Annotated in this window: 17 protein-coding genes; 4 read left to right on the top strand and 13 right to left on the bottom strand. The window is 41.2% G+C overall.

The genetic code is table 11. The features are described from left to right. Positions 1 to 185 precede the first annotated feature (185 nt). A complete protein-coding gene (locus AC6H44_RS08495) occupies positions 186 to 2,033 on the bottom strand; it encodes an ABC transporter ATP-binding protein (RefSeq protein ID WP_500735059.1) in 1,848 nt (615 codons plus the stop codon). Between the two features lie 277 nt (positions 2,034 to 2,310). Between AC6H44_RS08495 and AC6H44_RS08490 the strand changes: the two genes are divergently transcribed. Together AC6H44_RS08490 and AC6H44_RS08485 are read left to right on the top strand one after the other, a co-directional pair. Then, positions 2,311 to 3,705, top strand: a complete 1,395-nt coding sequence (locus tag AC6H44_RS08490; protein WP_500735058.1) for a M28 family peptidase — start codon at positions 2,311 to 2,313, stop codon at positions 3,703 to 3,705. Between the two features lie 119 nt (positions 3,706 to 3,824). Next, on the top strand, positions 3,825 to 4,271 hold the full coding sequence (locus AC6H44_RS08485) for a DUF4826 family protein (protein WP_500735057.1): 447 nt from the start codon (positions 3,825 to 3,827) through the stop codon (positions 4,269 to 4,271). 60 nt (positions 4,272 to 4,331) lie between these two features. Here AC6H44_RS08485 and AC6H44_RS08480 read toward each other — a convergent pair whose 3' ends face one another. From AC6H44_RS08480 to AC6H44_RS08465, 4 genes are read right to left on the bottom strand one after another with little or no spacing between them, the layout of a single operon-like run. After that, the gene (locus AC6H44_RS08480) at positions 4,332 to 4,799 is read right to left on the bottom strand and encodes an outer membrane lipoprotein (RefSeq protein WP_500735056.1); all 468 of its coding nucleotides are present in this window, start codon (positions 4,797 to 4,799) and stop codon (positions 4,332 to 4,334) included. 15 nt (positions 4,800 to 4,814) lie between these two features. Then, entirely contained in the window at positions 4,815 to 5,432 is a 618-nt protein-coding gene (gene lpoB, locus AC6H44_RS08475) for a penicillin-binding protein activator LpoB (protein WP_500735055.1), read from the bottom strand. A gap of 11 nt (positions 5,433 to 5,443) precedes the next feature. Then, on the bottom strand, positions 5,444 to 5,869 hold the full coding sequence (locus tag AC6H44_RS08470; protein ID WP_500735054.1) for a YcfL family putative periplasmic lipoprotein: 426 nt from the start codon (positions 5,867 to 5,869) through the stop codon (positions 5,444 to 5,446). An 8-nt stretch (positions 5,870 to 5,877) separates the two neighbouring features. Beyond that, positions 5,878 to 7,242 (bottom strand): COG3014 family protein, encoded by a 1,365-nt coding sequence (locus tag AC6H44_RS08465; protein WP_500735053.1) that lies wholly within the window; start codon positions 7,240 to 7,242, stop codon positions 5,878 to 5,880. A 155-nt stretch (positions 7,243 to 7,397) separates the two neighbouring features. Between AC6H44_RS08465 and AC6H44_RS08460 the strand changes: the two genes are divergently transcribed. Continuing rightward, on the top strand, positions 7,398 to 8,273 hold the full coding sequence (locus AC6H44_RS08460) for a DMT family transporter (RefSeq protein WP_500735052.1): 876 nt from the start codon (positions 7,398 to 7,400) through the stop codon (positions 8,271 to 8,273). Here the strand turns inward: AC6H44_RS08460 and AC6H44_RS08455 are convergent. The 6 genes from AC6H44_RS08455 to AC6H44_RS08430 form a co-directional block, all read right to left on the bottom strand. Then, entirely contained in the window at positions 8,260 to 8,955 is a 696-nt protein-coding gene (locus AC6H44_RS08455) for a M15 family metallopeptidase (protein ID WP_500735051.1), read from the bottom strand. The genes AC6H44_RS08460 and AC6H44_RS08455 overlap by 14 nt on opposite strands. Beyond that, on the bottom strand, positions 8,955 to 10,085 hold the full coding sequence (gene dapE / locus AC6H44_RS08450; RefSeq protein WP_500735050.1) for a succinyl-diaminopimelate desuccinylase: 1,131 nt from the start codon (positions 10,083 to 10,085) through the stop codon (positions 8,955 to 8,957). The genes AC6H44_RS08455 and dapE overlap by 1 nt, the downstream gene beginning before the upstream one ends. Further along, a complete protein-coding gene (locus AC6H44_RS08445; RefSeq protein ID WP_500735049.1) occupies positions 10,085 to 10,429 on the bottom strand; it encodes an ArsC family reductase in 345 nt (114 codons plus the stop codon). Before AC6H44_RS08445 ends, dapE begins: the two co-directional genes overlap by 1 nt. Positions 10,430 to 10,433: 4 nt before the next feature. Beyond that, entirely contained in the window at positions 10,434 to 10,931 is a 498-nt protein-coding gene (locus tag AC6H44_RS08440) for a PTS glucose transporter subunit IIA (protein ID WP_500735048.1), read from the bottom strand. 233 nt (positions 10,932 to 11,164) lie between these two features. Then, complete coding sequence (gene pta / locus AC6H44_RS08435) at positions 11,165 to 13,318, bottom strand: phosphate acetyltransferase (protein ID WP_500735047.1); 2,154 nt, start codon at positions 13,316 to 13,318, stop codon at positions 11,165 to 11,167. Between the two features lies 1 nt (position 13,319). After that, the gene (locus tag AC6H44_RS08430) at positions 13,320 to 14,534 is read right to left on the bottom strand and encodes an acetate kinase (RefSeq protein WP_500735046.1); all 1,215 of its coding nucleotides are present in this window, start codon (positions 14,532 to 14,534) and stop codon (positions 13,320 to 13,322) included. Positions 14,535 to 14,802: 268 nt separating this feature from the next. Here AC6H44_RS08430 and yfbV point away from each other — a divergent pair, with 268 nt between their 5' ends. After that, on the top strand, positions 14,803 to 15,252 hold the full coding sequence (gene yfbV, locus AC6H44_RS08425; RefSeq protein ID WP_500735045.1) for a terminus macrodomain insulation protein YfbV: 450 nt from the start codon (positions 14,803 to 14,805) through the stop codon (positions 15,250 to 15,252). Here yfbV and AC6H44_RS08420 read toward each other — a convergent pair. Together AC6H44_RS08420 and AC6H44_RS08415 are read right to left on the bottom strand one after the other, a co-directional pair. Then, on the bottom strand, positions 15,230 to 16,036 hold the full coding sequence (locus AC6H44_RS08420) for a putative RNA methyltransferase (RefSeq protein WP_500735044.1): 807 nt from the start codon (positions 16,034 to 16,036) through the stop codon (positions 15,230 to 15,232). The two genes, yfbV and AC6H44_RS08420, sit on opposite strands and share 23 nt — an antisense overlap. Further along, positions 16,033 to 16,680: an energy-coupling factor ABC transporter permease gene (locus AC6H44_RS08415; RefSeq protein ID WP_500735043.1), complete on the bottom strand. Its 648-nt coding sequence runs from the start codon at positions 16,678 to 16,680 to the stop codon at positions 16,033 to 16,035. Before AC6H44_RS08415 ends, AC6H44_RS08420 begins: the two co-directional genes overlap by 4 nt. Positions 16,681 to 16,684: the final 4 nt, after the last annotated feature.

Genomic DNA, 16,684 nt, shown 5'->3' with positions numbered 1-16,684 from the left:
ATTTAATTGCGAAATGTATTTGAATATGAGGTTTTAAATACAGGTACAAGGTGGGGGTTGTTAGTACCTAATCAGTAACTTAAATAGTTATTTAAAATAAACAAATAATAAAACCTAGTAAACGAGGGCAAGCTATTATTTAATTGCCTGCCCTTTTGACATTTACAGAGAGTCGATATAAAACTCTAATCTACACCAATAAAACCACCGGTTTGATGTGCCCATAATGCTGCATAAATACCGCCTTGAGCAATTAATTCATTATGGCTACCTTGTTCAACAACGCCGCCTTCATCAAGTACAATGAGTCTGTCCATTTGGGCAATGGTTGATAATCGATGTGCAATAGCAATTACGGTTTTACCAGTCATTAAATCATCTAAGCTTGCCTGAATGGCGGCTTCTACTTCAGAGTCTAAGGCGCTGGTGGCTTCGTCAAGAATAAGAATAGGGGCGTTTTTGAGTAACACTCGAGCAATGGCAATCCGTTGGCGCTGCCCACCAGAGAGGGTTACCCCGCGTTCACCTACTTGCGCGTCAAAACCTTTATTACCTTTGCTGTCTTCTAAGTCGTTTATAAAATCGAGGGCTTTGGCTTGTTTAGTGGCATCGAGCATTTCAGCTTCGGTGGCATCAGGCCTGCCGTATAAAATATTATCTTTTACTGAACGATGCAGTAATGAGGTATCTTGAGTGACCATCGCTATATAACGACGCAGACTTTCTTGGCTAACATCGGTTATGTTTTGGCCGTCAATAGTAATACTGCCTTTATCGGTGTCATAAAAGCGCAACAACAAGTTAACCAGGGTTGATTTACCTGCACCAGAGCGACCGACTAAGCCAATTTTTTCACCAGGTTTAATGTTTAAGTTTAAACCGTTTATTACAGGAGTGCGGTTATTTTGATTGGCGGTTTTGCCATAATTAAAATGCACATTAGTAAAGTTTATTGCCCCTTGGGTTACCTTTAACGTACCCGCGCCGGGTTTGTCATCAACAGCAATCGGGTTGGAAAGGGTACGCATACCATCGGCAACGGTCCCAATATTTTCAAATAAGCTGCTTATCTCCCACATTATCCACTGCGCCATGCCATTGAGCCTTAATGATAGGCTCAGTGCCACTGCAATCGCTCCTGCACTTATTGCGCTTAACGACCATAAATACAAAGAAACGGCCGCCACCGAAAATACTAATAAATAGTTTAAACTTTGAATAACCACGTTCAGGCTTGTAACCAAGCGCATTTGTTTGTAAACAGGTTGTAAAAATACATCCATACTTTGTTTGGCATATTGTTCTTCGCGTTGGGTATACGAGAACAATTTAATAGTTGAGATATTTGTATAACTGTCGACGATGCGACCAGTCATTTCTGAACGAGCATCGGCTTGTGAACTAGCGATGCTTTTTAATCGAGGTACAAAGTAAATTTGTACGCATACATACAAGGCTAACCAAACTAATAACGGTAACATTAAACGCCAGTCTGAAGCGGCAACTAAAAATACCATGGAGCCAAAATAAACGCTAATGTACATTAAAACATCGAGTAACTTAGTGACTGACTCACGTACTGCTAAGGAGGTTTGCAAGACTTTAGTGGCTATTCGCCCAGCAAATTCGTTTTGAAAAAAGCTCACGCTCTGACGCAATAAATAACGATGAGCCAGCCAACGAATTGACATGGGGTAATTGCCTAATAGGACTTGGTGTAACAGTACGGATCTAAAAAATACAACTACAGGCAATACAACAAGTAGCATAATTGCCATTTTGATTAGCTCGGATTGTTGTTGTGAAAACAGCGCTTCGGGTGTGTATTCACTAAGCCAATCAACCAATTGACCCATATAACTAAACAGAGACACTTCTAATATAGCCAACAATGCTGCGCTTAACGACATAAGCAGTAACGACACGCCCATTCCTTTGGTGTAATGCCGGCAAAATGCAAATAAAGTATTGGGGGGCTGAGTAGGTGAATGTTCAGGGAATGGATTTGTCATTCGTTCGAATAGTCGATACATATTAACTGCTTAATAATTTATTGTTTATATAGGCTCACTATACCCAAACCACCTTAAAAGGCACAGTGGAGACAAGAAGAGTTTTGTTTATGAAGCATTTTGTACGTTTAATATGTTCAAGGTGATTAATATTATTTTATTAATACTCAAGAGAGATGCCTAATACTGTTAATAATATGTAATTAAGCGTGCGCAGCTTAGCGTTTATCTCAAAAGGTTTGCGGTTAGTACAGTGCACTGGCATGTGGAAAAGATTCATCATGGGAGTCAAACTAATATGCCTAATTTACCTTTAACGTTAACTAATCGATTTATAAAATGTGCTCTGCTCACATCATTATGCTCGGTAACACTCACTAGCGTCGCTGGCGAGTCAACACAACAAGCATCATTGCATAAAATAGCACAAGACATTTCGGCGCAGCGTATTGAAAGTGATATACAAACGCTGGTGGGCTTTGGTACGCGTCATACATTATCAGAGACTCAATCTGACATCCGCGGCATTGGCGCAGCGAGACGCTGGATAAAACAAGAGTTTGAAGCGATTTCTGCACAGTGTGGCGGTTGTTTAGAAATACTAGAGGTAAAAGAAACTATCTCGGGGGAAAAGCGTATTCCTAACCCTGTAGAAGTGGTTAATATAGTCGCGATTCAACGTGGCAATACCGATCCTAATCGCATGGTAATGATGTCAGGGGATATAGATTCGCGGGTAAGCGACGTAATGGACTTTACCAGTGATGCGCCAGGTGCCAACGACAATGCATCTGGTGTTGCTGGGATTATTGAAGCAGCGCGTGTGTTATCACAATACCAATTTAACGGCTCCGTGGTTTATGCTGCACTTTCGGGCGAAGAGCAGGGGTTATTTGGCGGTAAAATTTTAACCGCTTATGCACAAAAAAATGATTGGCAGGTTCATGGTGTTTTAAATAACGACATGATTGGTAACATAATCGGTATTAATGGCGTAACCGATAACACCACTGCGCGTATTTTTTCTGAAGGCACTCGTGTGGTTGAAACCAAAGAGCAAGCACGTACGCGTCGTTTTACTGGTGGTGAGGTAGACTCAGCAAGTCGTAATTTAGCACGATATATTGATACTGTTGCCGACAAATACATTCCTAATTTAGATACTATGCTGGTATACAGACTCGACCGATTTGCTCGAGGCGGACATCATCGTCCATTTAACGACGCGGGTTTTGCTGCAGTGCGTATAATGGAAACAAACGAACATTACGATCGTCAACATCAAGATTTACGCACCGAAAATGGTGTTGTTTATGGTGATACTATTGAAGGTGTTGATTTTGATTATGCAGCAAAACTCACATCATTAAATGCGGTTAGTTTAGCGTCAATGGCGTGGGCACCTGCGCCGCCTAAAGAGGTTAAAATTAGCGGTGCAGTGCGCGCCGATACAACGCTTTCGTGGCAGCCATCAGATGACAAAAATTTAGCGGGATACCGTATTTATTGGCGTTACACCAGTGAGCCACAGTGGCAATACAGTCAATGGGTCGCTAATGTGAATGAATTTACATTAGAGAATGTGGTCATTGACAATTATTACTTTGGTGTTGCCAGTGTGAGTAAAAGCGGTATTGAATCACCGGTGGTGTTCCCGGGTGATGCTGGGTCATTTGATCATAATATTAAATAATCGGTTTGCTTAAAAACACAGCAAATAACTAACATTATGGTGTTAAGCATGTTCTTTATGCTTGCACCTTATTTGTTATGCCCTTAAAGTGTAAAAAAAGAAGTAACAAGGTTATTAATATGCAACAACAAGAACAACAACCATTAACGCCAGAGCAACAAGCTGAGCTACAGCAACAAGAAATTCAATGGCAGCGCGAATGTTTTCAAAATGCGCAAAAGCACCTCGCTGAAAAAGGTATTATGCCAAAAACACTGCTTGAAAAAGAAAGCCGCTTTTTAGCTCCATTGTGCGCACTTTGGAAGTTTAAAGCACAAAATGGTAAAAGCTATTGGGTGATCACCGGCCGTTTACCTACCGATCATGTGGAGGCGTCTGCAGCAAAAGATGCCCGCGATGCAATGCGTTATTTTTCATTGCAGTGGCAGTTAAAAGCCGATCAAATTATCACCGCGGGTGCGCGTGATAAAACCCAAGCTGACTTTGCCAATTTACTGATCAATCGTGCTCATGGCTTATATGAAATGCACGAAAATGAACAGCTTTGGGCAAAACAACCCGCTTAGTAAATACAAATGAGTAGACAAAAAAAACCTAACCGAGTTACCTAAGTTAGGTTTTTGTCTTTAATACGCGCTATCTACGCGCACTGTGTTATTAGTTAAATAAATTAGGCGTACGTTATCGCCTTGATGAAAACGCATCGCGGGATCATGGTCTTGAATCACCATAAATTGTTCACCACTTTCTACTTGTATCAGTAATTCAACGAGTTGGGTCTTTTCATAGCGTTGTGATTGCTGTTGGTTATGCGCAACATTACCACCAATTACCGAACCTAGAATAGTTGCTACCGTGCGGCCGCTGCCGCCACCAAATTGGTTACCAATAACGCCACCTAGTAAGGCACCCCCAAAGGTTTTCCAACCGTTAGTTTTGTCTTGTACCAGTTGTTGCTCACTAATGGTGCGCATCGATTTTACTTTACCAAAAAGTACTTGCTGTACCGGGACTGCTTTATTTCGCTCGTATTTGGCAAAAGTAGGCGCACTAAATATAAATATAGTAAATAAAATTAAGCTGAGCGTTCTCATGATCACTCCTTTTCGTTACCAACCAAAGGTTGATTTTTCACGTGTTTTACGGATTTCGGTTTCGTCAGCCCATTCCACAAGACCGCTTTGCATGTCCATTAAGCGCATTGTAAATTTGTAGTACACATCGGCTTTATCGGCGTTAGATTTAACAATGCTCGATAAGTTGCCGTACAACATATATTGCGCGCCAATTTGTTTACCAAAGGCAACCGCTGTGCTTGGATTGATCAATGCATCTTCGTTTTGAAATGTTAGTTGCTCACGAACCGCTTCTACACGGGTCATATCAACAAATCTAAATTTACCACTGCGAAGTAGTTGAGTCGAAATTGAGTCGGTAATTGATTCTGTGTCTATGTGTTCACTGGTTTTATTTTTAATGCGCTCAACAAATACCACAGGGCGGGTATTGGCAGTCATAGTACCAACCACTGGCGAGCCCAGCAGTGAGTCGGTCATTTGCGAGGCTACTTTTTGTAAGTCAGTAGAACCAAAATTAATGTCGGTGGTTTCTACTGCTTGTGCATCCCCATAACTAACTACGGCTTTATTAGCACAGCCTGAAAGTGCCAGCGCAGCTAAGCTTAAAATTGCATAGCTAGAAAGTGATTTTAATGGTGTATTGATCATTATAGTTTCCTTTAATCTTTAAATTCTTGTGCGTTAGTTGATACTTCTCTTACTGCTAAAGAAAAGCTAACGGCATCAGGAGTAGGCGCAAGTCCTGCGAGTTGCGTTTTAGCAAAGCCAAATAATGTAATAGCTTGCCACGGCGAGTGGTTGCCTTTAATTATAAAGCCATCTTTATCAAACCAGTTAAATTGATACTGCAAATATTGCGACTTTTTATAGTTACTCGCTAAGGTGACAACTACATCCGTTAAGTTGTTTGTTTGACGCGTTTTTACATCACTAATTAATAGTTTTTTAGCTAACTGTGGGTTGTTAACACTGAGTTGCTTTTTGTAGGCGTTGGCAGTTTGCTCAACCCCAATGCCTGATGTCACAGGGCGGGTGGAACATGCACTAAGCATAAGCAACGCAATAAGGGGAAGTATGTATTTCATGATGGCTCCTAAAGCTGCACGACATGGAAGTTAAAATAGTTATTAATAGAGGTTAAGTAAATTAATGTTAACCTTTGCTTACTAACGGTGAAATTTATCGGTGGCTGTGAGCCAATATTTAAAGTATGTTCGCCCGCAGCCACTGCGCTGCGAGCAAGGCTTATTTGGTTGGGTAGGGTAAGCCAACTGCGTGTATCTGCTTGCTCAGAGGCTAAGTTATATAGGTTCGCTAAAATATTTCCTACATCACCGGCACTACGAGCAAGTTCAGCGCGCATTTTTTCTTTCGCCACGAGGCGTAATATTTGCCTCGATAGGCGCCCAGGTACTTGTTGCTCTAATGTTTTAGCGGCCAATGATTCTAGATGTACTAATGGACTTAATGGCAATGATTGCTCATTAATTTTTATGTTGTTAACGGTGCTAGTGTAGGCGTTATTTATATATACTGGCATGGCGAGACTATAAAAGCGTGCATCCCCCTGTGAGGTATAAATGGGCAGCCGTAATTTAAATTCGTGTTGCTTTGGTATCAGGCCTTGCTCAAATAATATAACCACTTCGCCTTGGTTTTTATTTAAGGCGTTAGCCTCATCAAACTGCTGTTTAAATTGGTTATAATCATCAACGAACCCTTGCTTTTTAGCTAAGCGCAGTAAATCTTGCTGTAAATATTGGTTATTCGGCTGTATTTCGAGCGCTTTTTTGTAATCTATGTAGGCATCATCAGCTTGGTTTGCCACTTGGTACAATAATCCTGATAAATAAAACGTAAACGCATTTTGAAAGCCGTTTTTTACCGAGCGAATTAAGTTGTCCATATTAGGGTAATGCTGTTGTGCTTGAGCAACGGTATTATCAAATTCACTTTGATTATCCATAAGGGCATCAACTTGTACTTTATTGGCGCGGCGTACTTCAACCAATGCGCTTTCTACATCGTAGTTATAAACATAATTTAGTGCTTTATAGCTGTGAAGCATACTCATTTCATAGGCGGGTGGTGTGTAGCTAATGGCTGAGTCGTTGGTTAGCAATGCGTTACTTTGCTCAAGCCCAGCACTTAGTTGTATTTTTGCAGCCTGACGCTTAGTTTGCATTTGTTGATAGACAGTTTCAAAATGAGACTGCGCGTTAGCAGAGTTATTTGCTAGGTCAGCGATACGGCCAAGCTCTAGTTGATTTAATAAATAATTACTGTGTGATGAATTATTGTTATTTATTAAGCTGCGCGTACTTTCTAAATCGTTACTGGCTATTGCTTGCCTTATTGGGGTGGTATTAGTGGCGTAATCATTAAATAGATCGTCAAAGCCAATGGTGCTGCAACCACTTGTTAAAAAGCAAAGACTGAAAATTAAAATGTAGCGCACACGGACTCCTTTATTTATATTTTATAAGATTAACACACTACTTATAATTCCAACTGTGAAAGAGTGTAAAAAAGCGTAGTGTATAAAATAAAATGAGATTTTAATTGTATCGTACTTTATTGCGCGACCTATTCATCAATATTACGGGAATTTATTTGAAAGCCACTTTGTTTACTATTATTGCGTTAGTTGCCTTTGCTGCCAACTCGTTATTGTGTCGGTTAGCGTTGGCGCAAGGCTACATTGATGCGTGGAATTTTACCGTTATTAGGTTACTAAGCGGGGCAGTGTGTTTGAGCATTATTATGCTGCTGTATACTAGGCAGTTAAATAAAAAACCGCAGTTAAGTAATCCTATTATTAACGATACAGGTAGTTGGCGTAGCAGTGCTAGCTTATTAGTGTATGCGCTGTGTTTTTCTGTTGCCTATATTGAGCTTGATACCGGCATGGGGGCGCTTATTTTATTCTCGGCGGTGCAATTTACCATGATAGGCTGGGGCATTTATAAGCAAGAGCGCTTAAGTGTCGTGCAATGGCTTGCATTTATAGTAGCGTTTGCGGCATTTGTTTACTTAATGCTGCCCTCGCAAACAGCACCGCCGCTGATGGCTGCATTATTAATGAGTGTAAGTGGCATTGCGTGGGGAATTTACAGTATTCGTGGCAAGGCGTGTGTTTCGCCACTGAGGGAAACTACCTTCAACTTTATCCGCAGTTTATTAGTGCTGCCTATTTTAATCGTGGTAGGAATGAGCCAGCTTAAAAATATACGTATCGAAGGGGCGTTACTTGCAATAGCCTCAGGTGCCATCGCATCTGGCGTAGGTTACAGCATTTGGCATGTGGCTATGCCACTATTAAAGAGCACGCATGCAGCCATAGTGCAGTTATGTGTGCCCGTTTTGGCGGCTATGGCAGGATCGGTGTTTTTATCAGAGACATTAACTGTACAATTTATGCTCCCCAGCAGTATCATTTTACTAGCGGTATTGGTTTTTACGTTAAATAACAAGACTAAAACCGCTTAGCTGGTGGACTTACATTGATCACAAAGCGTTTATACAATGCAGGTAAGTGGGTTAAAATAGCGTCTTTACCTAATAAATCACTGTGCTCAATACAGTTGTGTAACACTTCTGGCGTAAGGTGACCCATTAGCTGCGCTGATTGTGCAATATGGCTAATATGCCAAAGCTCAGGCGCTACCCCACCTAAATCATGTTGGTAAGGTCGATAAAACCCAAATTCAGTTAAGTGAGTATCTAACCACTGACTTAGTTTGGCAAAGGGCCCGCCTTGCTGATACTCACAGGGGCTTAGTTGCAACACATAGTTATCATTCACTGCGCCTTTATCGTAAATATCCAAATCAGTCCCTAAGTGATGGCGACTCGCTCCCGGTAGCGCCGAATACAGCATAATAGCAATGCATTTTTCGATATCACTGAGTGAATTTATATCAACCACTTGTTGCGCTTTGTTTAATACCGGCCGCTTAGCGGAAAATTTAGCATTCCAAATAGCCGATTGGCGGTTAAAATCCCGAAAGCTTGATGCAATACATAAATCAAAGCCTGCTGAGGCCGCAGCCGTTTGCAGTGCAATAAAGTCATTGATAATATTGCCGTGCAAATAGTGATTTTGTAGGGCAACTAAGTGTTCATCACTTTGACCCGTAATGCATTGAGTGAGTTCTATTTTTGCAGTCATTAACTTAACAGTTGCTCTAATATTTGCTCGTAAATATCGGCCAGCGCGATTAAATCGTCAGTGCTGACACATTCGTTTACTTTATGAATTGTGGCATTACGTGGCCCCAGCTCAATTACTTTAGCGCCTGTTTGTGCTATGAAACGCCCATCTGAGGTGCCGCCGGTGGTTTCTAGGTTAGTGGTTAACCCTGTTACCGATTTAATTGCTGCTACTGTGGCATCAACCAACGGACCATGCTCGGTTAAAAAGGGCAGGCCATTTACAATCCAGTTGAGTTCATAATTTAACTTGTGCGTTTGTAAAATCGCATTCACTTTTTGTTGCAGCTGCTGATGAGTCACTTCGGTACTAAATCGAAAGTTGAACTGCACTTCCAGTTCCCCTGGAATAACATTGCCAGCGCCTGTGCCACCATTAATATTAGAGATTTGAAAGCTGGTGGCAGGAAAAAATTCGTTACCTATATCCCACACAGTTTGGCTTAACTGCGTTAAAGCTGGGGTGGCTAAGTGAATCGGGTTTTGCGCTAAATGCGGATACGCTACATGCCCTTGCACCCCGGTTATGGTTAAAAAGCCAGTGAGTGAACCACGACGGCCATTTTTAACCACATCACCAAGCACATCGCGCGATGAAGGCTCGCCAACAAGGCACATATCAATTTTTTCACCGCGCCCTTCTAAGGTGTCTATCACGCGAGTAGTGCCGTTGATAAAAGGGCCTTCTTCATCTGAGGTGATCAAAAACGAAATAGAGCCTTTATGATTAGGATGCTTAGCTACAAAACGCTCGGTGGCCACAACCATAGCTGCGAGTGAGCCTTTCATATCGGCAGCCCCCCGGCCATGTAATAAACCGTCTTCAATGAGCCCTGCAAAAGGTGGGTGCTGCCAGTTTTTTTCAGGTCCGGTGGGCACTACATCGGTATGACCTGCAAAACAAAAGTGCGGTGACTGCGCTCCTTTACGCGCCCATGTATTAAGGGTGTCGGTAAAAAATAGCGATTCTATATCAAAACCAATGGCGCTTAGGCGCTCATTTATCATGTGTTGGCAGCCAGCATCTTCAGGGGTCACCGATTCTCGCTGAATTAAAGCTTGAGCTAGGGTAATTACTGGATGGGTCATTATTTAAAAATCTCATCGTATTGGGCGGCTTTAAAACCTAAATGGTATTGCCCGTTATTTATTAGGACAGGGCGTTTGATCATCGCAGGGTGTTCAACGAGTAAATCTATAGCGGTTTGTTTGGTTAAATTTTGTTTTTGCACCTCAGAAAGTGCTTTGTAGGTTGTACCACGTTTATTAACCAATTGTTCCCAGTCAATATGTTCTGCAAAGTCGCTTACCATATCGTTATTAACGCCGTCTTTGCGATAGTCATGAAAAGTGTATGCAATGTTGTAATCGCTTAAATACTTTTTTGCTTTTTTAATTGTATCGCAGTTGCTAATGCCATAAAGGATGATCATAAATCTACTTCTTTTTAATTATCGTTAATAAGGTATCTACACCCGCTTTAACCAACGGGTGAGAATAATGAAATGTGCCTAGGTCATGGCCATTAAGTAAAATAAGGCTGGCTAAGATAGGCGAGTCGAGCTCACGTAAATCAAAATAAGCAAGCCGCTGACCTTTAGTGATTTTACTGTCGTTAAGCTGTGCAATATGGGTATGCATAATTGTTTGAGATTCAGGAATGGCTAAATTAATTAATACGGTGAGCCCGTTATTAGCCCTTAAAACAAACTCGGTGCCTGCGTTTCTCACTTGTAACAAATTACCATTAAAAGGCGCGAGTATATTATGGCTCGATAATGTCACTGTAACGCCGGGCCCGAGTGTACCATAGCGAAAAAAAGGATCCGGGTGTGCTTTTAATGAGATTACTTGGCCGCTAAATGGGCTAGTTATTTGCATGGCACTACGGCTAATTTTGTTTTTAGTTAAAAAGCTAACATCTTGAGATTTCATTGTTTTGACATTAAGCGCATCGCCAGTAACAAGGTCATGGCTTTATAGTATAGAGTATTGAAACTAAATTAAAGGCTCAAACCTAGCCTCTGCTAATATTTTTATTAGCGTTGGAAAAATTGTCCACAATTTCTGTGGATAAGCTTGGGGGTTGCAAGGTATAAATAGCCTAACTATATAATTAATAATTAAAAAATAGTTAGGCTATAAAAAGGGCATGTTAGTTTTAGGCGTTAATTAAGTGCTTCTGTTTGCGCCGCTTGAATGGCTGTTAGGGCAATGGTATACACAATATCGTCAACTAATGCGCCACGGCTTAAGTCGTTAACCGGTTTTCGCATGCCTTGTAACATAGGACCAATACTGATCAAATCGGCACTTCGTTGTACTGCTTTATAGGTGGTATTACCGGTATTTAAATCGGGAAAAATAAACACCGTTGCTTTACCAGCTACAGGACTGTTTGGTGCTTTTTGAATAGCCACACTTTCCATAATAGCGGCATCGTATTGTAATGGCCCATCGATGATGAGATCAGGGCGTTTTTGCTGGGCAATTTTTGTTGCTTCGCGCACTTTTTCTACATCTGCACCACTGCCTGAGTCTCCGGTGCTGTAACTTATCATGGCCACTCGAGGTTCTATACCAAATGCGGCAGCGGAGTCAGCAGATTGAATGGCAATGTCAGCAAGTTGTTCAGCATTAGGGTCGGGATTAATAGCACAATCACCATATACAAGCACTTGATCTGGCAACAGCATAAAAAACACTGACGACACTAATGACGAGCCGGGCGCGGTTTTAATTAATTGTAATGGTGGGCGAATAGTGTTTGCGGTGGTGTTTACCGCACCCGATACTAGGCCATCTACTTTACCTTGCGCTAGCATCATAGTACCCAGTACTACGTTATCTTGCAGTTGTTCTTGAGCGACGACCTCTGTAAGGCCTTTACTTTTGCGAATTTCAACCATAGGAGCCACGTAGTCAGTAATAATACTACTTGGTTCTATCACGGTCACATGTTCGTTTAGTTCAATGCCTTGCTGCTCTGCAATGCGTAATATTTCTTCACGATCGCCAAGCAGAACGGTTTTAGCTATGCCACGCTGGCCACAAATAGCAGCCGCTTTAATAGTGCGAGGCTCGTTCCCCTCAGGCAGGACAATTGTTTTATCGGCTTTTCGTGCTTTTTCGGTTAATAAATACCTAAAAGCAGGGGGAGATAGCTTACGCATTTTCCCCACACTTTTTGCTAATGTGTCTAACCAATCAGAATCGATATGCGCAGCGTTATGATCTTTTACTTTTTCAATTCGCTGTTCATCATCGCTGGGCACTTCTAGGTTAAAATTATGCAACAATAAAGAGGTACGCCATGTATCCCCCTCAGTTGCTAGGATGGGTAGACCTGTTTGCATTGCTTGTTCGCACAGCGTCATAATTCGAGGCTCAGGCTCAAAACCCCCAGTGAGTAAAATTGCCCCTAGTTTTGTCCCATTCATGGCTGATAAACAAGCCGCTACCAGTATATCTGAGCGATCGCCAGGGGTGACCAACAAAGCACCGGGAGTAAAATAATTTAAAATGTTAGATACCGTGCGCGCACAAAAAGTAATGCGCCTGAGTCGACGGTGCAGCATATCGCCTTCGTTGATTATGGTGGCTTTTAAATAAGCACTTAAATCTTTAACGCGCGGAGCAACCAGTTCAAAATCCCATGGAATAGCGCCAAGTAACATAAATGGATTTTTTCTGAAGATAGGTAAAGAAGCTAATCGGTTTAGCTCGTTATTAAGCGCTTCAGGCTTGTAGGTGTCGACTAAATCAGCACGGGCACGACCCTCTTCATCAAGCGGTGCATTTACTTTATTAAAAATACAGCCCAATACACGAGGGTGATCAATGCCACCGTAGTTACCCGCGGCTATTTCAAGACGATCTTCAATTTGAGTGATACTGTAATTTCCAGGAGTAAGCACAAATACTATCTCGGCCCCTAAAGTTTGGGCTATTTCACGATTTATTCGACCTGCATAAGGTTGGCGACGAGTCGGCACCATACCTTCAATTATAGCCACTTCGTCATCGTTTATTTTGCTTTGAAAACGTTCAACAATTTCTTCTAATAGGTCATCACCTTTGCCATCACCAATCATTTGCTCTGCGTAATCAAGTGCAAACGGCGTTGGTGGATCAATGGGTGAGCCTTGAGTGACTATTTGGGTCGATTTCTCAGGGCCTGTTTCACCAGAGCGAGGTTGAGCGATAGGTTTGAAGAAATTAACTTTAACCGTTTTTTGCTCCAACGCTCTTACCAGTCCAACTGATACAGAAGTTAGACCAACCCCTGTAGATACAGGGACCAACATAATTCGACGAGCCATATTATAACTCCTTGGTAATGTTTGCGGCATCAAGGGCAATAACCCACTCTTCGTTTGTTGGCATAACCACGGCTTTGCTTGTTGAATCAGTCGTCGTGATTAAACCTGATTGACCAAAACGCGCATCTAGGTTGGCTTGAGAGTCTAAACTTAATCCTAAAAAGGTTAATTGCTCGAGTACTTTTTCACGGATAATATCTGAGTTTTCGCCAATGCCGCCAGTGAAAATAAGCGCATCAAGTCGTTGTAGTGGCACCATGTAAGCGGCTATTTGTTTTGCAAGGCGATAACAAAATATATTAAGTGCTAGCATCGCTTGCTGGTTGCCTGCCATAGCGGCTTCTTCTATTGTTCGACAATCGTTAGACAGCTCGCTTATTCCTAGTAAACCACTTTTTTGATTGAGTAAGTCATCAATTTGCTGAGCAGTGTAATCGAGTTGCGTGGTTAAAAAGTTAAACAAACCAGGGTCAATGTCGCCACAGCGCGTACCCATAACAAGCCCTTCAAGCGGAGTTAACCCCATACTGGTATCAACACTTTTGCCATTTTTGATCGCACACACTGAACAGCCGTTGCCCAAGTGGGCGCTAATAAAGTTACTGTTTTCAATAGGAAGTGCCAATAACTTCGCAGTTTGCCCTGCCACATAAAAATGGCTGGTGCCATGAAAACCATAGCGCCTAACACCAAAATATTTATAAAGCTGATACGGAAGTGCATACAGATAAGCCACTTCATCCATGGTTTGATGAAATGCGGTATCAAACACCGCTATTTGCGGTAAGTTTTTAAATGATGCTTGTGCTGAGGATATCCCCAGTAAATTCGCATGACCATGTAACGGTGCTAAGGTCGCGGCTTGAGTAATACCGGCAATAACGTTTTCATCAATTAATACTGATTGGGTAAAGTGCTCGCCACCATGAACAACACGATGACCTACTGCAATTAACTGCTCATCAAGGTTGTGATCTTTTATTAAATTAACCAACGTATCAATTGCGTGACCGTGCGCTTGATTAGGGGCAAGCTCAATGGTGGTCTTGCTTCCCTTAAACTTATACTTTATTAAAGGAGCATCAGCGCCTAGGCGCTCAGCCAAACCTGAGATAATATCGTTTCCTGTATTTGCATCAATAATTGCAAACTTAAGACTTGAGCTTCCACAATTGAGTACCAAAACATGGCTTGGTTTATTAGGGAGTGTTGGCATAGGTTCATTTTCCATTTAAGTTTTAATCAGTACACTTGGATGATATAAGCTTCGATAGCCTAAATGGGTATAGACTAAAGTGTCGTTGACTTTATTGAAAGTGATTTTGCTCGATTGCACTGGTAATTTATGTTTTTATTGTAATTTAGTGGTGAAGTTAAGCATTATTACCGATAAAGTATAAATAGTTTGAATTGTGTTACACTTTTATAAAGACATGAAGGTTATATTTTTTAAAGTATTAATACCGTGACAGTGAGGATTTATAATGCAAAAAAGTGTGATGTCGCAAGTGCAATTAGGGCGTTCTTACGCTAAAACATGGCCAATGCGTAAAGAGACAGCGCCACTCTTTGCAGAATTTAAAGTGATTAAAGCTACTGAGCTTGCTATTACCGTAATGCCAATATTGGCAATGTTGACATTGTTTTTTCAGATTAATTATTTAGGCTCAGATTTTTTACCTCAAGCGATTGCCAGTAGCCTTTTTTTTATTTCGCTACCGTTGCAGGGTTTTTTGTGGCTTGGCAGGCGTGCACAAACAGAACTAGAGCCTGCAATGCTACACTGGTACAACGAGTTGTTTGCAAAAATGGTTGCTAACGGTTACGACGCGCAAATGGGACAAAAAAAGCCCCGTTATTTGGAGCTTGCACAATTGCTTAAAGATATGTTTGATAAAATGGACAAAACGTTCACTCAGGAGCAATTTTTGTAAATTGGGTAATATAAAATGACAAGGTGACAGTATGCTGCTTTTTTTGTTCTAGCATCTGCCAGTGCTTAGCTCTAAATTTCCAAGCAAAGGGTGTCATCATGATCAAGTTTTTTATATCTATAAATGTCAGTTCCACTTGCTCTGTGAGCAACTGTGTTGAGCCCGTTACAAATCCTGTAGGTGCAACGATTTCAGTATGATCATTAACATTATGATAAATATAATTTTTCAACTCTTTTAAGTGGGTAGGACCTGGGCTTGCTACTATTAACTTACCACCATTTTTAACTAGGCGTGCAAGTTCACTGTCAAATAAAGGTGCAAACACGCTAATTAACACATCAGTAAGGTGATCATCAAACGGGGCTTGGCTAATTGACGCTACGCTAAAATGGCATTGTTTATAGCGTTTTGCTGCGTATTTTACTGCCGATTTTGATATATCAACGCCGTATACCGTTGCTTGGCTGCTATTTTCTATTGCCTGAGTGTAAAAACCTTCTCCACAGCCTAAATCAATGATGATGTTTGCATTTAAAGATTTAACAATATTCGCTAAGGCGGTTTGTAAAAAACCATAAAATCCTCGCTCTAAAAAAGCGCGTCTAGCTTGCACCATTTCTAAAGAGTCACCCGGCTGTTTGGAGTTTTTGTTTTGCACTGGCAGTAAGTTTATGTAACCTTCTTTAGCAAAATCGAAGCTGTGATTATTATCACAACATAATGTTTTATCACTAAGCACTAAAGGGTGTTTGCAAATAGGGCAGTGGTAATGAAGACTCATGGGCCTAAATAGTCCTTATCAAAAAAAGTTTTTACCCAGTGCGGGCGATAGGTGATCAGTACTGTTATTGCCATGCCATTTAACATAGCCTCAGGAAAAGCCAAAATAGGACTGAGATAAATATAGTTTTCGGTTAGTTGATGCCAATTATATTCGCCTATTGCATAATAAAAAGTACCGCCGAGTAAAATATTAACGCAGGCAACAACACCCGCCGTTAAAAAACTACAAATAAATATGTATATAAAAAAGTGCCTTGCTAAATAGTGATAACACAGCATAAACACAAAGTAGCTTAATAAAACCGGTATAAATGCACTGATCACTAACTTTAACGCCACTAATTCCAAGGCAATTTGGCCAAAAGCAGTTAATAGTGTTGTTGCTAATAGACAGCTTAAAATAGCAAGACGCCAACCCAATATAAGCGTGACAGCAGTAATACCTAAAATATGTAAATCGAGGCCGGGTAAAATACCGGCCTTGATACGCCATAATAAAGCGAGCACCAGCGCACAAGCAAACACGCCTGTTTGCCTCGCAGGGGTGTTAAATAAATGGCTGTATGTTGTTTTGTTAATGCTCAAAAAGCCAATAACAATGACAACTACCCACAGTAATATTTGTAACTGTGTGCTTAACATAATC

The organism is Pseudoalteromonas sp. TAP-3C (genome assembly GCF_059888565.1).
The sequence above is the reverse complement of the archived record's forward strand: the minus strand, read 5'-3'. Positions and strand labels throughout refer to the sequence as shown.